Here is a 17,255-nt window from a genome sequence, read left to right as displayed (position 1 = left end):
ATCGGCCGGTCGAGGGACGGAAACAGCCAAGTCCTGCAAAGTTGTGCGGCCAAATCGCTAACTTGTGAAGACTTGGATTGACATCGGTGTTATAGCTGGACGTAGGGGATGTAGCTGCTGGAGGTGGGAGCGATCGCCAAGATTTTCGCCGGCGCGCGGCTGCGGCGGTTGCGGGAGGAGCGCGGACTGAGCCAGACGGACCTCGCCCGCCACCTGAGCATCTCGCCCAGCTATCTCAACCAGATCGAGCATGACATCCGGCCGCTGACCGCCCCGGTGCTCATCCGTATCACCGAGCTCTTCGGCGTCGAGCCGACCTTCTTCGCTCCCCACGACACCCTGCAACTGGTCGCCGGCCTGCGGGAGGCGCTCGGCGGCGCGGGCAGCATCGCGGATCTCACCGAGCTCGCTTCCCGGCTGCCGGAACTCGCCGATTCGGTGATCGAGCTGCACCGCCGGTACCGCCAGGTCGCCGACCAGCTTACCGAGCTCGTCGGCGACCGTGGCCAGTTCGGCCGCAGCCCGCACGACCAGGTGACCGATTTCTTCTACCGGCGGCAGAACTACGTGCCGCACCTCGACGAGGCGGCCGAAGCGCTCGCGGCGCGCATGCGGCTGCGCCGAGGCGAGGTCCGCGCCGGACTCGAGGACCGGCTGGCCCAGCAGCACGGCGTGCGGGTCTCGCCCGAGGACGCCGAATCGCTTGGCGGCGACCTGCACCGCTACCAGCCGCACAGCCGGACCCTGCACCTGTCCACGTCCCTGCGCGCCGGACAGGAAGCGATGCGGATGGCCGCACAGCTGGCGCTGCTGGAATATGCGGACGTGATCGACGAGCTCGTCGAGGAGGAGCACTTCGACGACGTGCAGACGCAGATCCTCACCAGGGTCGGCCTTGCGAATTATTTCGCAGCCGCGCTGATCCTGCCGTACGAGCAGTTCCTGACCGCCGCGGAAACCCGCCGGTACGACATCGATCTGCTCACCGAGCACTTCGCGATGGGCTGGGAGACGGTCTGCCACCGGCTCAGCACGCTGCAACGCCCGCGGGCGCGAGGCGTGCCGTTCTCCTTCGTCCGCGTCGACCGGGCCGGCAACATGTCCAAGCGCCAGTCGGCGACCGGCTTCCCGTTCTCGCGCACCGGCGGCACCTGTCCGCTGTGGAACGTGTACGAGGCGTTCAGCTCCCCAGGCCGCGCGGTGACCCAGGTCGCGGCGATGCCCGACGGGCAGCGGTATCTGTGGATCGCCCGCACCGTCACCCGGCACCACGGCGGCTACGGCCAGCCCGGCAAGGTCTACGCGATCGCGCTCGGCTGCGAGATCAAGCACGCCGGTCGCCTCGTCTACTCGACCGGCATGGACCTGCACGACGCCGAGGCCGCCATGCCGATCGGGCCCGGCTGCAAGACCTGCGAACGGTCCAACTGCCCGCAGCGGGCCGCCGCACCGATCAGCCGGCAACTCGATCTGGACGAGAACCGCAGCACGTTCATCCCGTACCCGTTGAAGGGCCCACTGACTCGTTGAAGGGCCCACCGGGCCGTGCCGCGGCGGCGGACCCGAGCCTGTCAGGTCTCGGCGGTACGCGGGCGGCTACCCGCCGGCCGGGACCGCGACGGCGCGGTCCGCCGCGCAGCCGCCACCGCTGCGGGCGCCGCCGGGGTCGCCGGTCGCGGCAGGTCCAGCTCGCCCGAGACGTGCCCGCCCACCACGACAAGCTGGTCCAGCAGGTCCGCCAGGTGTGGCGTCGCGGCGCGGTAGAAGATCCGGGTGCCGTCACGGCGGGAGTCGACCATGCCCGCCTCGCGCAGCCTCGCCAGGTGCTGTGACACCGCGGCCACGTTCGCGCCGACCAACTCGGCCAGCTCACCCACCGAATACTCACGCGTGGAGAGCGCCCACACCAACCGCAGCCGCGTCGGCTCGGCCAGCGCCCGCAGCACATCCATCATCGGCTCGAACCGTTCTTGCCCCACCACGCAACAAAACCTTAGCGCCGTCGGGCCGGCAAGTCATCCGCACCGGTCAGCCATCGCATATTTGCGTATGGACGCAAGTAGGTGTCACACTCCATGACGGCCCTTGCTGGATTCGGCTGGAGGAGGTGACGGGGCATGCGTAGTTGTGACCCTCCCTCCAGTCGTCGTCCCCGGCCGCGAAGCGCCCGCTGACCTGCGGCGCACTGCCGGGGATGCCCTCGACCTGACGTGACCGCACCCGACGTCGCAGAGTCATCTCGTCACGTTGCGTGCTGGCCGGGCCCTGCCGCCCGATTTCGCCGCCTCCGGGCGGTTCCCGGTGTTTGGATCCTCCCCATAGGGGCTGTTCATGCTGTCCATGAAGCGCTCACCGCGCGTGGCGTCGACGCAGCCGTGGCTGCGTACCCAGTTCGGCTGGGTCGACTGGGTCGTCGCCGCCGCGGTGCTGGTGATGTTCTACGTGGTGTTCCGGATCGCCGAGGGCACCACGGTGTCGTTCACCCCCGAGCACGTCGCGCTCGACACCAACCCGGCCCGGCTGCCGTACTACGCCGGGCGAAGCCTGCTGCGCATGTTCGTCGCGCTCGGCGCCTCGACCGTCTTCACCTTCGTCTACGCGTATGCGGCGGCCCGGTCCCGGCGGCTGGAGAAGATCCTCATCCCCGCGCTGGACATTCTGCAGTCGGTGCCGGTGCTGGCCTTCCTCACCGTCGCGATCGGCGCGTTCATCGCCCTGTTCCCGCACTCGTTCATCGGCCTGGAGCTCGCCTCCATCTTCGCGATCTTCACCTCGCAGGCGTGGAACATGACGTTCAGCTTCTACCACTCGCTGATCACGCTCCCGCGGGAGCTCGACGAGCTGTCGCGCAGCCTGCGCCTGACCCGGTGGATGCGCTTCTGGAAGATCGAGGTCCCCAACGGCGCCATCGGCCTGATCTGGAACGGCATGATGTCGTTCGGCGGCGGCTGGTTCTTCCTGGTCGCCTCCGAGGCGGTCACCGTGGCCAACTCCGAGTACACCCTGCCGGGCGTGGGCGCCTACGCGGGCGCCGCGATCGTGCGGGGCAACCTGGCCTACGTGTTCCTGGCCATCCTCGCCATGGCCATCATGGTGATCGGCGTCAACTTCTTCTTCTGGCGGCCGATGACCGCCTGGGCGGAGAAGTTCAAGCAGGAGCAGTCCGAGGCCACCGAGGTCCAGCGTTCCCTGGTACTGAACTTCCTGCGCCGCTCGCACTGGCCCCAGGTCCTCGCCCCGGCCAGGCGTACGATCACCGGCTGGTTCGCGCGGGCCGGGCGCGTCTTCGGCACCGACGACCGGCCGCTGCAGGTCAACGGCACCCGCCGCCGCGCCGGCGACATCGGCTTCGCCGCCGCGACGATCGCGTTGATCGGCTGGGGGCTGTACAGCCTGCTGCACTACCTGCACACCACCGCCGGACTCGGCGTCTTCCTGGAGCCCTTCCTGCTCGGCATGCTCACCTTCGCCCGGGTGATCGTGCTCGTGGCGGTCGCCACGGTCGTCTGGGTGCCGATCGGCGTCCGCATCGGGTCGAGCCCCCGGCTGGCCCGCATCGCTCAGCCCGTCGTGCAGATCCTCGCCTCGTTCCCGGCCAACTTCCTGTTCCCCCTCGCCACGTGGCTGTTCGTCCGGACCGGCCTGTCCATCGACGTCGGCGGCATCCTGCTGATGGGCCTGGGTGCGCAGTGGTACATCCTGTTCAACTCGATCGCGGGGGCCATGGCCATCCCCACCGACCTGCGTGAGGCCATGGACAACCTGGGCGTACACGGCTGGCACCGGTGGCGGCGGTTTATCATCCCGGCGATCTTCCCGTACTACGTCACCGGCGGCATCACCGCTTCCGGCGGTGCCTGGAACGCCAGCATCGTGGCGGAGATCGTCGGCTTCGGCGGCACCACGCTGACCGCGCACGGCCTCGGCGCCTACATCGCGAAGGCCACCGAAGCCGGCAACTACCCCCAGCTCATCGCCGGCATCGCCGTGATGTCGCTGTACGTGGTCGGGCTGAACCGGCTGTTCTGGCGCCCGCTGTACCGGCTGGCCGAAGCCCGCTACTCGATGGCCTAGACCGCGCCGACCCATCCCAGCCCATCCCAGACTTGAAGCCGCAGAACTTGAAGGACGTAACTCACATGACGATGCAGAAGACGAACGAGGTGCTGCTGGCCACCGACCGGCTGACCAAGTCCTACGCCGGGGCCGACGGGGAACTGCCGGTGCTCGCCGGCATCGATCTGCAGATCCGCGAAGGCGAGATCGTGGGACTGCTCGGCCGGTCCGGCTCGGGCAAGTCCACGCTGCTGCGCTGCCTGGCCGGCCTCATTCCGCCCAGCGCGGGCACGGTCAGCTACAAGGGCGCGATCCTGACGGGCTCCAACCCCGGCACGGCCATGGTGTTTCAGACCTTCGCGCTGCTGCCCTGGCTCACCGTGCAGCAGAACGTCGAACTCGGCCTGGAGGCACGCGGCATGCCCGAGGCCCAACGGGCCCAGGCCGCCTTGAAGGCCATCGACCTCATCGGCCTGGACGGCTTCGAATCCGCCTACCCCAAGGAACTGTCCGGCGGCATGCGCCAGCGCGTCGGCTTCGCCCGGGCCCTGGTCGTCGAACCGGACGTCCTGCTCATGGACGAGCCGTTCTCCGCCCTCGACGTGCTGACCGCCGAGAACCTGCGCGGCGAACTGCTCGAACTGTGGTCATCCGGCCAGTTCCCCACCAAGGCCGTCGTCGTGGTGACCCACAACATCGAAGAGGCCGTCATGCTGGCCGACCGGGTGATCGTCCTCGGCTCCCGGCCCGGCGTCATCAAGGCCGAATACCGCGTGGACCTGGCCCGCCCGCGCGCCCGCGACGGCAAGGAGTTCGACGATCTCGTCTCCACCATCTACGCCACCATGACCGGACGCGAGCGCGAGCTCACGCCGACCGCGCCCGCGACGCGGCGCACCCCCGCCAACACACCCCTGCCACCGGCCAGCGTCGACGGGCTGTCCGGCCTGGCCGAGATCCTGGCCAAGCATGACAAGCCGGTCGACCTGGCCGATCTGGCCGACGAACTCGGCCTGGACGTCGACGACCTGTTCCCACTCGTCGACGCCCTGGACCTGCTCGGCTTCGCCACCGTCGACGCCTACGGCGTCGCGCTCACCGACGTCGGGACCGAGTTCGCCGGCGCCGACGTGCAGACCAGCAAAGAGATCTTCGCCGCCACCGCCAGCGAGATTCCCCTCGTGCGCACCATGCTCACGAGCCTGCAACGAACCGACGACGGAACCCTGCGGGTCGGGTTTTTCCGCGACCTGCTCGCTCACCACTACACCAGCGAACAGGTCGCACAACAGCTCGACGTCGCCACCGACTGGGGCCGCTACGCGGAGCTGTACTCCTACAACGCCATCGACGAGGAATACGAACTCGACCCCGCCCGGCGGCCAGTCCTGTAGTCAGGACTCCGCCGCGCGCGGGAGTTAAAATGGCGGGGAGGTGACTGAGGTGGCACTCACCGGCATCCTCGTTCTCGCCGCGCTCTTGCTCGCTTGCGTCGTGGCGTCACTGTTCGTCGCCTCGCGCCTGGCCCGGGAGAACGCCAAGCGCATGAGGCATGCCCAGAGACGCCACCACAAGCCCTACCGGGGCGCACACGAGAGGCGAGCCGACCCGCATTGAGGTCGGCCCGCTCAGCCGCGTCGCAGCTGCCGCGCCAGCTCGCCGACGCGGTCGGCGACTAGGTCGATGTCGGCGTGCCCGGTGCGGTAGTTCGTGATGCAGGCCCGCAGCCCGTGGCGGCCGTCGAGCAGGGCCGGGCCGAGCAGCGCGGTGCCCTCGTCGGCAAGCGTGGCGAGGGCGGCGGTGTGCTCGGCCTCGGTCGCCCCCTTCATCCGGAAGCAGACCGCGGTCAGCGTGACGGGCGCCATCAGCTCGAGGTTGGGGTCCGCCTCGACGCGCTGCCCGAGGTGGTCGGCGAGCCGCAGGACGTGGTCGACGACGGCGCGGTACGTGCCGACGCCGAAGGCCTGCAGGGCGCTCCACACCTTCAGCGCCTTGAAGCCGCGCGACAGCTGCGGGCCGTAGTCCATGTAGTCGACCATCAGCGGGTCCTCCTCGACGGTGAGGTAGGCCGACTTGAACGCGTACGCCCGGGCGAGCCTGGTGCGGTCCCGCACCAGCAGGCAGCCGGCCTCCAGCGGGGCGAACAGCAGCTTGTGCGGGTCCAGCGCGATCGAGTCGGCGCGCCAGCAGGCGTCGAGGGCCGCGCGGCGGCGGTCGGCAAGCACGAACAGGCCGCCGTACGCGCCGTCGACGTGCAGCCACAGTCCCTCGCGCTCGCACAGGTCGGCGACGGGGCCGATCGGGTCGATGGCCCCGGACATGACCGTGCCGGCGGTGGCGACGACACAGAACGGCTCCCGGCCCGCCGCGCGGTCGGCGCGGATCGCCTCGGCCAGCGCGTCGGTGCGCATGCGGTGCTCGCCGTCGGTCGGGATGCGCCGGACGTTGTCGAGCCCGAGGCCGAGGATGGCGGCGGCCTTGTCGATGCACCGGTGTGCCTCGGCGGAGGTGTAGAGGACCAGCGGCGGGCCGGATGCCTGCAGCCCGCGCTCGCGGAAGTCCGGCCTGCGCTCGTGCAGCGCGGTCGTCAGGGCGTTGAGGCTGGCGATCGAGCCGCCGCTGGTCAGGATGCCACCGCCGGTGGCGGGGTAGCCGAAGAGCCCGGCCAGCCACGAGACCACGGCGCGCTCGACGACGCTCGCGGCGGGGGAGAGCTGCCAGAAGTTGCAGTTCTGGTTGATGGCGGCGGCGATCGCTTCGGCGTACGGCGCGATGCCGTTCGGCGGACCCTGCACGTACGCGAGGAACCTCGGGTGGGCGACCGTTGTGGAGTTGGGCAGGATCTTCTCGTCGATCTCCCGGAAGAGCCCCTCGACGCCGATGCCCTCGTCCGGGAAGGGCGTCGTGAGCAGCTCGGACAGCGCGTCGCGGTCGACCCGCGGCACGATCGGTGCCGTCGCGACGGACCGTTCGTACCGGTCGAGGAAGCCGGCGAGGAGCCGGCTCGCGGTGCGACGGTCCTCGTCGCCGAGGCCGAGCAGCGGCGCGGCCGGCGTCGTGGGGGTGGTTGGCTGCTCGGTGGCTGGCATGTGCTCAGCGTAGCCACGATGACCGGGCATTCGATGCCAAAGAATGCGCCGTAATGCCCCTCGACTAGCATGATGTGCCATGGATAAGACGGATCGCGCAATTCTTGCGCACCTGGTGCGGGACGGGCGGCTCACGAACATCGAGCTGGCCGACCGGGTGGGGCTGTCGCCGTCGCCGTGCCTGCGCCGGGTCCGGCAGTTGGAGGCCGGCGGGGTCATCACCGGCTACCACGCGGCGGTGGATCCGGCCGCCGTCGGCCGCGGATTCCAGGTGCTGCTGCACGTGGAGATGGCGATCCAGGACCGGGCCACTATCGAGGCGTTCGAGGCCGAGGTGCGGCGCATCGACGAGGTGACGTCGTGCCGCAGGATGTTTGGCCATCCCGACTATCTGCTGTGGATAGCGGTCGCGGACATCGAGGCCTATGAGCGGCTGTACGCGCAGCGGCTCACCGATCTGCCCGGCGTCGCCCGCACCAACTCGCAGTTCACCATGAAGGTCGTCAAACAGGCCGCCGGCCTCGGCGAATAATCGCACGCGGCGGCGACGGAACGTTACTACGCTTGGCGGGCATGGCTCGTGTGCTCACTCCGCGTTCGGAGGACTTTCCCCGCTGGTATCAGGACGTGCTCGCCAAGGCCCAGGTGGCCGACAACGGGCCGGTGCGCGGCACCATGGTGATCCGACCGACAGGGTATGCGATCTGGGAGCGCATGCAGTCCGAGATGGACGACCGGATCAAGGCGGCCGGCGCGGAGAACGCCTACTTCCCGCTGTTCATCCCCGAGAGCTATCTGCGGCGCGAGGCGCAGCACGTCGAGGGCTTCGCGCCGGAGCTCGCGGTGGTGACGCACGGCGGCGGCAAACAACTCCCCGAGCCCCTGGTCGTGCGGCCGACCAGCGAGACGGTCATCGGCGAGTACATGGCGAAGTGGATCAGCAGCTACCGCGACCTGCCGCTGCTGCTCAACCAGTGGGCCAACGTCGTGCGCTGGGAGCTGCGGCCGCGACTGCTGCTGCGCACGACCGAGTTCCTGTGGCAGGAGGGGCACACCGCCCACGCCACGGAGGACGACGCCCGCCGCTACGCGCGCCTGATCCTGCACGAGGTCTACGAGGACTTCATGCGCGACGTCCTGGCCATGCCCGTCGTGGTGGGGCGCAAGACCGCGCGGGAGCGGTTCGCCGGCGCGACCAGCACGTACACGCTGGAGGGCATGATGGGCGACGGCAAGGCGCTGCAGATGGGCACCAGCCACGAGCTGGGCCAGAACTTCGCGAGGGCCTTCGACATCGTCTTCTCGGGCCCGGCCGGCGGGCAGGAGCACGCCTGGACCACCTCCTGGGGCAGTACGACACGCATGCTCGGCGGCCTGATCATGTGTCACGGCGACGACGCCGGCCTGCGCGTTCCGCCGCGGGCCGCGGCGACGCAGGCGCTCGTCGCGGTGGTCAAGGCCGGCGAAGGTGTACCGGAGGCGGCCGCGCGGGTCCGCGACGAGCTCAAGGCCGCGGGCGTCCGGGCGGCGCTCGACGACCGGGTGGACACTCCGTTCGGGCGGCGGGCGGTCGACGCCGAGCTCAAGGGTTTCCCGGTGCGGATCGAGGTCGGCCCGCGCGATCTTGCCGAGGGCAACGCGGTGCTCGTGCGGCGGTTCGACGGCAGCAAGACGTCGATCGGTCTCAACGCGATCGCCGGGACCGTGGTGGAGACGCTCGCGCTGGACCAGCGGGCGCTGTACGACGAGGCGCTCGCCCGCCGGGAGGCCGGCACGGTCGAGGTGAAGACGACCGCCGACGCGATTGCCGCGGCGAACGGGGGCGGGTGGGCGCGGGTGCCCTGGTCCGCCATGGGCGCCGACGGCGAGACGAGGGCGAACGCGGCGGGCGTGACCGTTCGCTGCCTGGTCCGGCCGGACGGCACCGTCCCCGACTCCGAGGACGAGCCGGGCCTCGTGGCGGTGGTGGCGCGCTCGTATTAGCCGCCACCCGCCCGTCGTCGACTACTAGGTGCGCGCCTGGCAGGGAACGCAGCGCCGGGCGCGGGGGCGGATCGCCAGCCGGGCCGCGGGGATGACATCGGAGCAGCGCTCGCAGCGGCCGTAGGTGCCCTGGGCGATCCGGGCGAGCGCGGCCGTGGTCTCGGCGACGGCTTGGCTGGCGGCGGAGATGCGCTCGGTGACGGTCTGCGGATCCTCGCCGGCGTCCGCGGGATCGGCGCCGGCGGCCGTCAAGGCGGCGAGTTCGTCGGTGTGCAGCTGCAGCTGGGCCTCCAGCAGCTGCCGCAGGTCATCGATTTCAGGGTCGACGTTGACGCTCATCGGGTACTCCATCGGATTGGTTGAGCATGCGGACAACGGGCGTTCAGCCGCGCAGGACGGCACGCCGCAAGGCGGCCAGCGCGGCGAGGCCGGCTCCTCGCACGGCCACCAGGTGCGGTGCCGCGGGCCGGCGGACCGGCACGTCCACGGCGGCGGCGATGCTGGCGACCAGCCGTGGCCGGTTCGCGCCGCCGCCGACGAGCAGCAACCCGCCGTGTGCCGCGGCCGCGACGGCCTGCCGGTGCTGCCGCTCGCGGCGCAGCCGCCCGAGAAGGTCGACGACCGCCGCCACCACCGTCTCCTCGGTGTCCGGTCCGGTCACGTCGTCGAGCCCCACCTCGTGCCGCGCCGCGTCGACCACGCCGCCCCCGGCGAGCACCGCCGCCTCGGTGACCTGGGCGCCCAGGTCGACGACCAGCAGCGGGCCGGGCGCCGCGCCCGCACCGATGGCGGCGGCCCGGATCGAGTCGATGAACAGCAGCCGGCCCGGGGCGAGCACGTCGGCGAGCGTCTGGCGCAGGGCGTGCTCGTCGCTCCCGTTCGTGTGGACGGGGCGGCAGGCGACCACGGTGGCGCCGGGCGGCACCGGCCGGTCGTACCCTCCGAAGAGCCCGGCCAGCATCGACCGCGCGGCGGCCGGGTCGGCGATCCGCCCGCGTCGTACCGCCGCTTGGGCTCCCGCGGCACGGTCGCGGCTGCGCGCGTGCATCAGGGGCCGGCCCGAGGTCCAGATCCTTGTGTAGGCGCCGCCGATGTCCACGCCGACCGCCGTCGGCTGCACCGCGGCGTGTGCGGCGGGCCTCGGCGTTGTGGCCGGCGTTGTGGCCGGGGCGATCACGTCGGTGAACACGGTGTCTCCTTTCGGCTGGGTACAGCGGGGTGTTCGGCGGAACAGGGGCCGTGCCGCAGGCCAGGCGCATCGCCCGAGGGGCTGCGACGGAAATGGCTGCGTCAGCGCACGTATGCCCGGGACGCCCGCCGGCTGCGCCGACGGCGCACCACGGGGCCGGCACCCGGCGGCGACGTCTTGGCGACGGTGTCGTGCCGCAGTGGCATCGTGCCAGTCGTCATCGTCACCGCCTTCTCACGTCTCGTCGCCGGGTGAATCTCCAGGGTCGTCCGGCGAACGGCGGTCCGCATCGGCGGTGACCGGCAACCTGGTCGTATGGTGGTTGCCGGTCACCGGCAATGCTCGGTGGGTCAGCAACTGGAGGTGTGCAGCGTGACGGGCGGTGAGGTGCGGCGCCGACGGGCCGCGGCGGTCGGCCCGGAGGGCTGGCTGCAGGCGGTGGCGCAGGCCGCCGGCCGTGACGCCGGCGCGCCCGCCGAACTGCTGGGTGACTACCTGCAGCTGCTGGCCGAGGCGGCGGTCACCGGCCGCCGGCCTCGCCGGGCCGACCTGGACGCGGTCGGCGAGCTGGGTCGTCGCGCCGCGAGGCAGGGTGTCTCGGCCGGCCGGGCGGTGCAGCTGTACCTGTCCGCGGCGCGGCGCTTGTGGCAGGACCTGCCCGCCGTGGTGCGCTCCGACGACAGCGAGGTGGTCCGGGCCTCCGCCGCGGCGGTGCTGCAGGCCGTCGACGAGGCGGTGGCCACGCTCGCCGAAGGCTACGCCCATGCCCGCCGGGATCTCGTTCGCCGAGAGGAGGCGCTGCGCCGGGAACTGGTCGACGACCTGCTGCGCGGCGACTCCGATCCCGGTGCGCTGGTGCAGCGGGCCGAGCCGTTCGGCGTCGACCCGGCCCGTGGCCACCGGGTCGCCCTCGCCGCCCCGAGCCGGCGGCTGCCCGACACGCAGGCGACGATCAACGCGCTGGAGGCGGTCATCTTCGATCGGCTCGGCGACCGCGACGTGCTGGTCGCCACGAAAGACGGCCTGCTGGTGGTGATCGCCCCCGCCGAGCCCGTCCCGGCCGGCCCGGCGGCCGGCGACCCGCGCCACGACCTCGGACATCTCGTGCACACCCAACTGAGCCGGCCACGGTACGGCAGGCCCTGGCAGGTGACCGTCGGGCGCGCCCATCCCGGCCTCTACGGCATCGCCCGCTCCTACGAGGAGGCCCGCGAAGCACTGGCCATGGTGAAGCGGCTGCGCCTGGATGTCCCGGTCGTCAACGCCCACGACCTGTTGGTCCACCGGGTGTTGCTGCGCGACCAGCCGGCCATCGTCGACCTCGTCGGCGCCGTGCTCGGCCCGCTGACCGCCGCCCGCGGCGGCGCCGAGCCGCTCCTGGACACCCTGCGCGCGTACTTCGCCACCGGCGAGGTCGCGACCGAGGCCGCGAAACAGCTGCGAGTATCGGTACGGACGGTCACCTACCGGCTGGCCCGGATCAGGACGCTGACCGGATACGACCCGGCCGACCCGGACCACCGCTTCACCCTGCAGGCCGCGGTCCGCGGTGCCGCGGCCCTGAACTGGCCCGCCAACCCGCTCCCGACGATCACCTAGGCGGTCGCCGGTCGGCTGAAGGACGCGTACCGCAGCCCAGCCTGAGGTCAGGTCACTGGAACAGGCTGACCAGCGTCCGGATCAGGTGCCCGTCGTGGCGGTCGTCGACCCAGGTCACCGTCTCGAGCGGCCGGCCGTCGGCGCGGGCCTCCTTGCAGTACCGCAGGACGTCGTCGGTGGCGGGCACGTCGGTCACCGCGAGGGCGCCGTCGGCCCGCAGCTTGTAGGCGGTGTCCTCGGCGTCGCGTACCGCCACCCGGCCGTCGTCGCCGTGCCGCGCGGCGACCGCGATCCGCCAGCGGGCCTTGGTCACGAGCAGGCCGTCGTCCTGCCACACGACCTGGACGTTGCCGCGGGCCAGCGCCCGGGCCACCGCGTCGCCGTACGCGAGGCCGAGCACCCGCTGCTCCCGGCGCGGGTCGGCGACCGACTCGACTCGCTGCCGCTGGTCCGGCGGCAGGCCGTCGAGGAGCGCGGCGAGCGCGCCGTCGGAGAGCCCGGCGACGACCGGGCCGAGCCGCTCGGTCGGCACCACCGGGAGCAGTACGGCGGCCTCGTCCAGCGGCATGCCGCGGATCACCTCGAACAGGTGCTTCGGGCCGAGGGACTGGATGAAGCCGCGGCGGGCCTCGGGCTTGAGCGCCGGGACCAGCCGGACCAGGTCGGCGGGGCGCATCGCGGCGGTGACGACCGGCAGCCGCTCGGCGGGCATGGCCATGAGGAGGCCGGCCGCCGACTTGGGCGGTGAGCTGCGGATCATCGCGATGAGCTGCGTGACGGGCATCATCCCACCGGGCAACATCAGGCGTTCATAGCACCGCCGCCGGCGGCGGCACATGGCCCGCCCGGCTCGGCTTGGCAAGCCGTCCAGCCGCCGTCGGGCAGCGTTCCTGCTCCGCCGTTCAGCGGCGGCCGTCCGGGTAGGACGGCCGCCGCCTCAATCACACCCCACCGGGAACGTTGTTACGGGAGGGTCCAGCGCTGGTTGGCGCCGGCGAAGCAGTCCCAGATCTGCAGACGTGCGCCGTCGGCCGAGCTGTTGTCGGTGACGTCCAGGCACTTGTTCGACACCGGGTTGACCAGCGTGCTGTTGCCGCTGTTGTACTGCCAGACCTGCGCGCCGGTGCCGTTGCAGTCCCAGAGCTGGATCTTCGTGCCGTTCGCGGTCCCGGCCGACGTGACGTCCATGCACTTGCCCAGGGCGCGCAGCGTGCCGTCCGACGCCACCGTCCAGTTCTGCGCGTTGGAGCCGTTGCAGGTGTACAGCTGGATCGCCGTGCCGTTCGCCGTCGACGCCGCGGCCACGTCGATGCACTTGCCGGCCAGGCCCGTGATGCGACCCGTGCGCCCGGACGGCGGCTGCGTGGTCGGCGGGGGAGTGCCGCCCGTCGCCGTGGTGTAGATCGCGTTCACCAGCGAGTTGGCGCCGGTGGCGTCCTGGGACATCTCCCAGAACATGATGCCGCCCCCGTTCGCCATGGCCCACTGGGTCTTGCGGCGTACCGTCGGCAGGCCGTTGTAGCACTCGTTGGAGCCGTTGACCGTGGTGCAGTCGCGGTTGGCGTTGGCCGGGTCGCGGGCGACCAGGTCGGCGAACGTGTAGTAGCCGGGCCGGGAGTAGAAGGGCACGCCGATGACGGCCTTGCTCGCCGGCAGGCCGCGGCCCTTCCAGAAGTTGACCGCGTTGACGGACCAGTCGTAGTTCGAGTGCGGGCTGCCGCCGTCGTACGTCATGATGTTGAGCCAGTCGACGTAGCCGAAGACGGCCGGCTGGACGCCGTTGGCGGTGTTGCCCTCGGAGACCACGGCCGCGGTGAGCAGCTTGCCCCGGCTGTGCATCGCGGTGCTCAGCTGGGACATCATCGCCGCGTAGTTGTTGGCGGAGGCGCCCGGGTCTGGGTACTCCCAGTCGATGTCGACGCCGTCGAGGCTGTACTGGTTGACGAAGTTGACGACGTTGTTGACGAACGCCGTCCGCGCGGTGGCGTTGCCGGCCAGGGTCTCGAACGCCGAGTCGTTGCCGTTGTTCCAGCCGCCGATCGAGATCGACACCTTGACGCCCTGGGCGTGGCCCTGCGACACGATCGACTGCAGCTTCGACGGGTTGTCCAGCCCCTGCAGGCTGCCGTCGCTGTTGGGCAGGATGAACGCGTAGTTGATGTGGGTCAGCTTGCTGTACTGGATGGAGTTGGCGCTGCCGGCCCACGACGGCATGTAGCCGATGCTCTTGAAGCCGTTGGGCAGCACGGCCGCATTGGCGGCGGGCTGGACCGCGAGGGCGACGGCCGCGCCGGCGGCGGCAGTGACCGCCGCGACGGCCGCGGCCGTGAAGGCCGACCGGCGCGCCCGGTGACGTCCGGAACGGGCGGGCCCGGACTCCGACTGGGGGGACATTGGGTGCTCCTTCGGATGGTCGACCGGCGCGCGGGCAGGGTTGGTGGGCCCGTGGTCGACTCAGCCATGTCCGGGGGTCGTCCTGTGCGCCGGTGCGATGACAGGTGCTGAGACGATAGGAAAGTTAACTATTAGTTGTCAATGCGCCGGGACCTGCGGTTCTGGCTTAATTTAAGTCCCGTATTGACGGCGTGCCAGGGTCGAGCATAGCCTCCTATGGATCTGTTAAGGAACCTCACAGATCCCTTGGCGCCCCGGACCCTGCCGCCCCAGGGTCCGGGCAGGCGCCTCGCCCCAGAAGGGACCCGCACATGGGAGGTATGCAGGTGCGAAGACTCAAGTCGTTGGCCTCCGCCGCGCTGATGGCAACGGTGTTCGCGACCGGAGCGGTCGTCGTGTCGGCACAAGGCGTCGCGCAGGCCGCGGTCGTGTGGAACGAGGACTTCAACGGCGCGTCGGGACAAGGCGTCGACACGTCGAAGTGGAACTTCGACACGGGTGGCGGCGGCTTCGGCAACCAGGAGCTCGAGTACTACAACAGCGGCACCAGCAACGTCTACCAAGACGGCCAGGGTCACCTGGTGATCGAGGCGCGGCGGGAGAGCGGCGGGCGCAGCTGCTGGTACGGCACGTGCCAGTGGACGTCCGGCCGGATCCAGACCGCCGGCAAGTTCACCCAGCTGTACGGCCACATCGAGGCCAGGATCCAGGTCCCCAAGGGCAACGGCCTCTGGCCGGCCTTCTGGATGCTCGGCGGCAGCAACTGGCCCAGCGACGGCGAGATCGACATCATGGAGAACGTCGGGCGCGACGCGAACACCGTCTACGGCACCATCCACGGCCCGGGCTACTCCGGCGGCAACGCGGTGGGCGGCACCCGCAACATCGGCCAGCCGCTGGGCAACGCCTACCACGTCTTCGCGGTCGACTGGTCGCCGAACCTCATCATCTGGACCATCGACGGCTCGGAATACTTCCGCGCCACCCCGGCCAGCACCCGCGGCAACCCCTGGGTGTACGACCACCCGTTCTTCATCATCCTGAACCTCGCGGTCGGCGGGAACTTCCCCGGCAGCCCCGACGGCAGCACGCCGTCGGTCAACCGCATGCTCGTCGACTACGTCCACGTCAGCACGACGTCCAGCCCGCCGCCCGGCGGTACCAACGCGATCCGCGGCACCGAAAGCGGCCGCTGCATCGATGTTCCCGGCGCCAACCCGGCGGACGGGGTTCGGCTGCAGGTCTACGACTGCAACGGCACCGGGGCGCAGCAGTGGACGTTCGGGTCGGACGGCACCGTCCGCGCGCTCGGCAAGTGCATGGACGTGGCCGCGGCCGGAACCGCGAACGGCACGGCGATCCAGCTGTACACGTGCAACGGGACCAACGCCCAGAAGTTCACCCTCTCGGGCGCCGGCGACCTGGTGAACACCGGCGCCAACAAGTGCGTCGACGTGGTCAACCATGGCACCGGGAACGGGTCGCAGCTACAGCTGTGGGACTGCGGCGGCGGCGCGAACCAGAAATGGACCAAGGTCTGATCGCGTCACGGGTGTGACTCCGTCATCCCCCGCCCGCATGCGGGCGGGGGATGATCGGTACAACCAGACCCGCGGGGCGCAGCTCGACGATCGAGCGCGAGCCGGCCGGGGTGACCGAGCTGACCTGCAGACCGGCTGACCCGGCCAGCTCGCCCAGCCGGTCGAGGGTGCGCTCCCGGCCGCGGACGTAGCAGAGCATGCGCAGGTCCCCTTCGGTGTCCGACGTGCCGCTCGGCGCATCGCCGATGTGGTCCACGACGAGCACCCGTCCCGTCTCCGAGGCCGCGTCGGCGCACCGTTGCAGGATGCGTACGGCATCCTCGTCGTCCCAGTCGTGGAGGATGCCCGAGAGCACGTAGCCGCCCGCTCCGGCGGGAAGGGCATCGAAGAAGCTGCCGGTCTGGGTGTCGGCCCGGTCGCTCAGGCCGGCGGAGACGATGGATTGCTCGGCGCGGGCCGCCGGTCCGGCCAGGTCGACCACCGTCCCGCGCAGGTCCCCATGGGCGCGAAGGATGGCGATCAACAGGCTCGCGTTGCCGCCGCCCACGTCGACGACGTGACCAAGGATGCCCCAGGGGTAGGCGGCAGCCACCGCGGGCGCGTCCGCCACGAGCCGGGCTCCCATCAGCGCGTCGAACGAAGCGCCCCGCCCGGCGTCGGCCGACAGGTCGTCCCAGAACGAGCGGCCGAACCGACGCGGGAACGCGGGCTCGCCGGTGCGAACGGTGTGCAACAGCTCGACGAAGCACAGATCGGCGCGCCCGACGGCACCCTCCAGATCGAGCCAGGGTCGCACCCCTTCCGGATCATCGTCGCAGAGGTGCTCACCCAGGGCCGTCAGGCCGTACGCGTCGGTCCCCGCACGAGACAGCACGCCGGCGGTCACCAGGTGGCCCATCAGCCGCCCGAGTGCGTCCCGGTCAGCGCCCACCGCCGCGGCCAGCGCCTCGGTCGTCCGCGTGCCGGCGGCGATGTGGTCGGCCAGCCGCAGCGTCGCCGCCACCCGGATGGCCATCGGGGTCACCAGGTCGGCAGCCGCCCACAGCCCCCCGCCCCACCCGGTCGCGTCCTCGGCCATGGCGCCTCCTTGCTCAACCGTTGCCTGGCTGGCCCCGTCGCATCATGTCGCTCCCCGAACGTTATCGCCCGTCCGCTTCCCGGCTATGACAGCGCGCCGGCGTTGTCCCGGCGGGACGCGGCCACGCCGGTGGACTCGCGTACGACCAGGCGGCCGGGCTGGCGGATGACGCCGGAGCGGTCCTCGCCGTCCAGCACCGCGAACAGGTGTTGGACGGCGGTGGCGCCGAGCTGTTCGAGGTTGAGGTCGACGGTGGTGAGTGGTGGGCGGCATTCGGTGGCGAAGACTTCCCAGTTGTCGTAGCCGACGAGGGCGACGTCGTCGGG

The 17,255-nt window shown here is 71.1% G+C and carries 15 protein-coding genes; 7 read left to right on the top strand and 8 right to left on the bottom strand.

Features of this window, described 5'->3' with window-relative positions:
* The first annotated feature begins 123 nt into the window (after positions 1 to 123).
* Entirely contained in the window at positions 124 to 1,530 is a 1,407-nt protein-coding gene (locus tag ACGFI8_RS44120) for a short-chain fatty acyl-CoA regulator family protein (protein ID WP_392814099.1), read from the top strand.
* Positions 1,531 to 1,571: 41 nt separating this feature from the next.
* Here the strand turns inward: ACGFI8_RS44120 and ACGFI8_RS44115 are convergent, their stop codons facing one another.
* Entirely contained in the window at positions 1,572 to 1,982 is a 411-nt protein-coding gene (locus ACGFI8_RS44115; protein ID WP_392814097.1) for an ArsR/SmtB family transcription factor, read from the bottom strand.
* Positions 1,983 to 2,340: 358 nt separating this feature from the next.
* Between ACGFI8_RS44115 and ACGFI8_RS44110 the strand changes: the two genes are divergently transcribed.
* A complete protein-coding gene (locus ACGFI8_RS44110) occupies positions 2,341 to 4,074 on the top strand; it encodes an ABC transporter permease (protein WP_392814095.1) in 1,734 nt (577 codons plus the stop codon).
* 65 nt (positions 4,075 to 4,139) lie between these two features.
* Positions 4,140 to 5,450: a nitrate/sulfonate/bicarbonate ABC transporter ATP-binding protein gene (locus ACGFI8_RS44105; RefSeq protein ID WP_392814093.1), complete on the top strand. Its 1,311-nt coding sequence runs from the start codon at positions 4,140 to 4,142 to the stop codon at positions 5,448 to 5,450.
* Positions 5,451 to 5,684: 234 nt separating this feature from the next.
* On the opposite strand, the gene ACGFI8_RS44100 is transcribed toward ACGFI8_RS44105, so the two are convergent.
* On the bottom strand, positions 5,685 to 7,145 hold the full coding sequence (locus ACGFI8_RS44100) for a pyridoxal phosphate-dependent decarboxylase family protein (RefSeq protein WP_392814091.1): 1,461 nt from the start codon (positions 7,143 to 7,145) through the stop codon (positions 5,685 to 5,687).
* A 79-nt stretch (positions 7,146 to 7,224) separates the two neighbouring features.
* Between ACGFI8_RS44100 and ACGFI8_RS44095 the strand changes: the two genes are divergently transcribed.
* Both ACGFI8_RS44095 and proS read left to right on the top strand, forming a co-directional pair.
* Complete coding sequence (locus ACGFI8_RS44095) at positions 7,225 to 7,677, top strand: Lrp/AsnC family transcriptional regulator (RefSeq protein WP_392814089.1); 453 nt, start codon at positions 7,225 to 7,227, stop codon at positions 7,675 to 7,677.
* Positions 7,678 to 7,718: 41 nt separating this feature from the next.
* Positions 7,719 to 9,128 (top strand): proline--tRNA ligase, encoded by a 1,410-nt coding sequence (proS, locus tag ACGFI8_RS44090; protein ID WP_392814088.1) that lies wholly within the window; start codon positions 7,719 to 7,721, stop codon positions 9,126 to 9,128.
* Between the two features lie 24 nt (positions 9,129 to 9,152).
* Here proS and ACGFI8_RS44085 read toward each other — a convergent pair whose 3' ends face one another.
* Positions 9,153 to 9,467, bottom strand: a complete 315-nt coding sequence (locus ACGFI8_RS44085) for a TraR/DksA family transcriptional regulator (protein WP_392814086.1) — start codon at positions 9,465 to 9,467, stop codon at positions 9,153 to 9,155.
* Between the two features lie 43 nt (positions 9,468 to 9,510).
* Positions 9,511 to 10,317 carry a rod shape-determining protein gene (locus ACGFI8_RS44080; protein ID WP_392814084.1) on the bottom strand — a complete coding sequence of 269 codons (807 nt, stop codon included), beginning with the start codon at positions 10,315 to 10,317 and terminating at the stop codon, positions 9,511 to 9,513.
* A 372-nt stretch (positions 10,318 to 10,689) separates the two neighbouring features.
* Between ACGFI8_RS44080 and ACGFI8_RS44075 the strand changes: the two genes are divergently transcribed.
* On the top strand, positions 10,690 to 11,916 hold the full coding sequence (locus ACGFI8_RS44075) for a PucR family transcriptional regulator (RefSeq protein WP_392814083.1): 1,227 nt from the start codon (positions 10,690 to 10,692) through the stop codon (positions 11,914 to 11,916).
* A 52-nt stretch (positions 11,917 to 11,968) separates the two neighbouring features.
* Here ACGFI8_RS44075 and ACGFI8_RS44070 read toward each other — a convergent pair whose 3' ends face one another.
* Positions 11,969 to 12,718, bottom strand: a complete 750-nt coding sequence (locus ACGFI8_RS44070) for a magnesium transporter MgtE N-terminal domain-containing protein (protein WP_392814081.1) — start codon at positions 12,716 to 12,718, stop codon at positions 11,969 to 11,971.
* A gap of 161 nt (positions 12,719 to 12,879) precedes the next feature.
* Positions 12,880 to 14,310: a glycosyl hydrolase family 18 protein gene (locus ACGFI8_RS44065; RefSeq protein WP_392814078.1), complete on the bottom strand. Its 1,431-nt coding sequence runs from the start codon at positions 14,308 to 14,310 to the stop codon at positions 12,880 to 12,882.
* Between the two features lie 320 nt (positions 14,311 to 14,630).
* Between ACGFI8_RS44065 and ACGFI8_RS44060 the strand changes: the two genes are divergently transcribed.
* Complete coding sequence (locus tag ACGFI8_RS44060) at positions 14,631 to 15,851, top strand: ricin-type beta-trefoil lectin domain protein (protein ID WP_392814076.1); 1,221 nt, start codon at positions 14,631 to 14,633, stop codon at positions 15,849 to 15,851.
* Between the two features lie 22 nt (positions 15,852 to 15,873).
* Here ACGFI8_RS44060 and ACGFI8_RS44055 read toward each other — a convergent pair whose 3' ends face one another.
* Together ACGFI8_RS44055 and ACGFI8_RS44050 are read right to left on the bottom strand one after the other, a co-directional pair.
* Positions 15,874 to 16,929 carry a methyltransferase gene (locus ACGFI8_RS44055; protein WP_392814073.1) on the bottom strand — a complete coding sequence of 352 codons (1,056 nt, stop codon included), beginning with the start codon at positions 16,927 to 16,929 and terminating at the stop codon, positions 15,874 to 15,876.
* Between the two features lie 83 nt (positions 16,930 to 17,012).
* Positions 17,013 to 17,255, bottom strand: a 243-nt coding sequence (locus ACGFI8_RS44050) for a substrate-binding domain-containing protein (protein WP_392814071.1), incomplete at its 5' end; no start/stop codon positions are given.

The sequence above is a fragment of the Dactylosporangium sp. NPDC048998 genome, from assembly GCF_043197855.1.
In the GTDB taxonomy this organism is placed as follows: Bacteria; Actinomycetota; Actinomycetes; order Mycobacteriales; family Micromonosporaceae; genus Dactylosporangium.
Note: the sequence above shows the minus strand (reverse complement) of the source record. Positions and strands in the feature narration are given on the sequence as shown.

Bases quoted from the DNA above. Each gene is read 5' to 3' on its own strand.
- ACGFI8_RS44110 (WP_392814095.1), top strand. From the start codon at position 2,341: ATGAAGCGCTCACCGCGCGTGGCGTCGACGCAGCCGTGGCTGCGTACC.
- ACGFI8_RS44105 (WP_392814093.1), top strand. From the start codon at position 4,140: ATGACGATGCAGAAGACGAACGAGGTGCTGCTGGCCACCGACCGGCTG.
- ACGFI8_RS44100 (WP_392814091.1), bottom strand. From the start codon at position 7,145: ATGCCAGCCACCGAGCAGCCAACCACCCCCACGACGCCGGCCGCGCCG.
- ACGFI8_RS44095 (WP_392814089.1), top strand. From the start codon at position 7,225: ATGGATAAGACGGATCGCGCAATTCTTGCGCACCTGGTGCGGGACGGG.
- proS (WP_392814088.1), top strand. From the start codon at position 7,719: ATGGCTCGTGTGCTCACTCCGCGTTCGGAGGACTTTCCCCGCTGGTAT.
- ACGFI8_RS44085 (WP_392814086.1), bottom strand. From the start codon at position 9,467: ATGAGCGTCAACGTCGACCCTGAAATCGATGACCTGCGGCAGCTGCTG.
- ACGFI8_RS44070 (WP_392814081.1), bottom strand. From the start codon at position 12,718: ATGTTGCCCGGTGGGATGATGCCCGTCACGCAGCTCATCGCGATGATC.
- ACGFI8_RS44065 (WP_392814078.1), bottom strand. From the start codon at position 14,310: ATGTCCCCCCAGTCGGAGTCCGGGCCCGCCCGTTCCGGACGTCACCGG.
- ACGFI8_RS44060 (WP_392814076.1), top strand. From the start codon at position 14,631: ATGCAGGTGCGAAGACTCAAGTCGTTGGCCTCCGCCGCGCTGATGGCA.
- ACGFI8_RS44055 (WP_392814073.1), bottom strand. From the start codon at position 16,929: ATGGCCGAGGACGCGACCGGGTGGGGCGGGGGGCTGTGGGCGGCTGCC.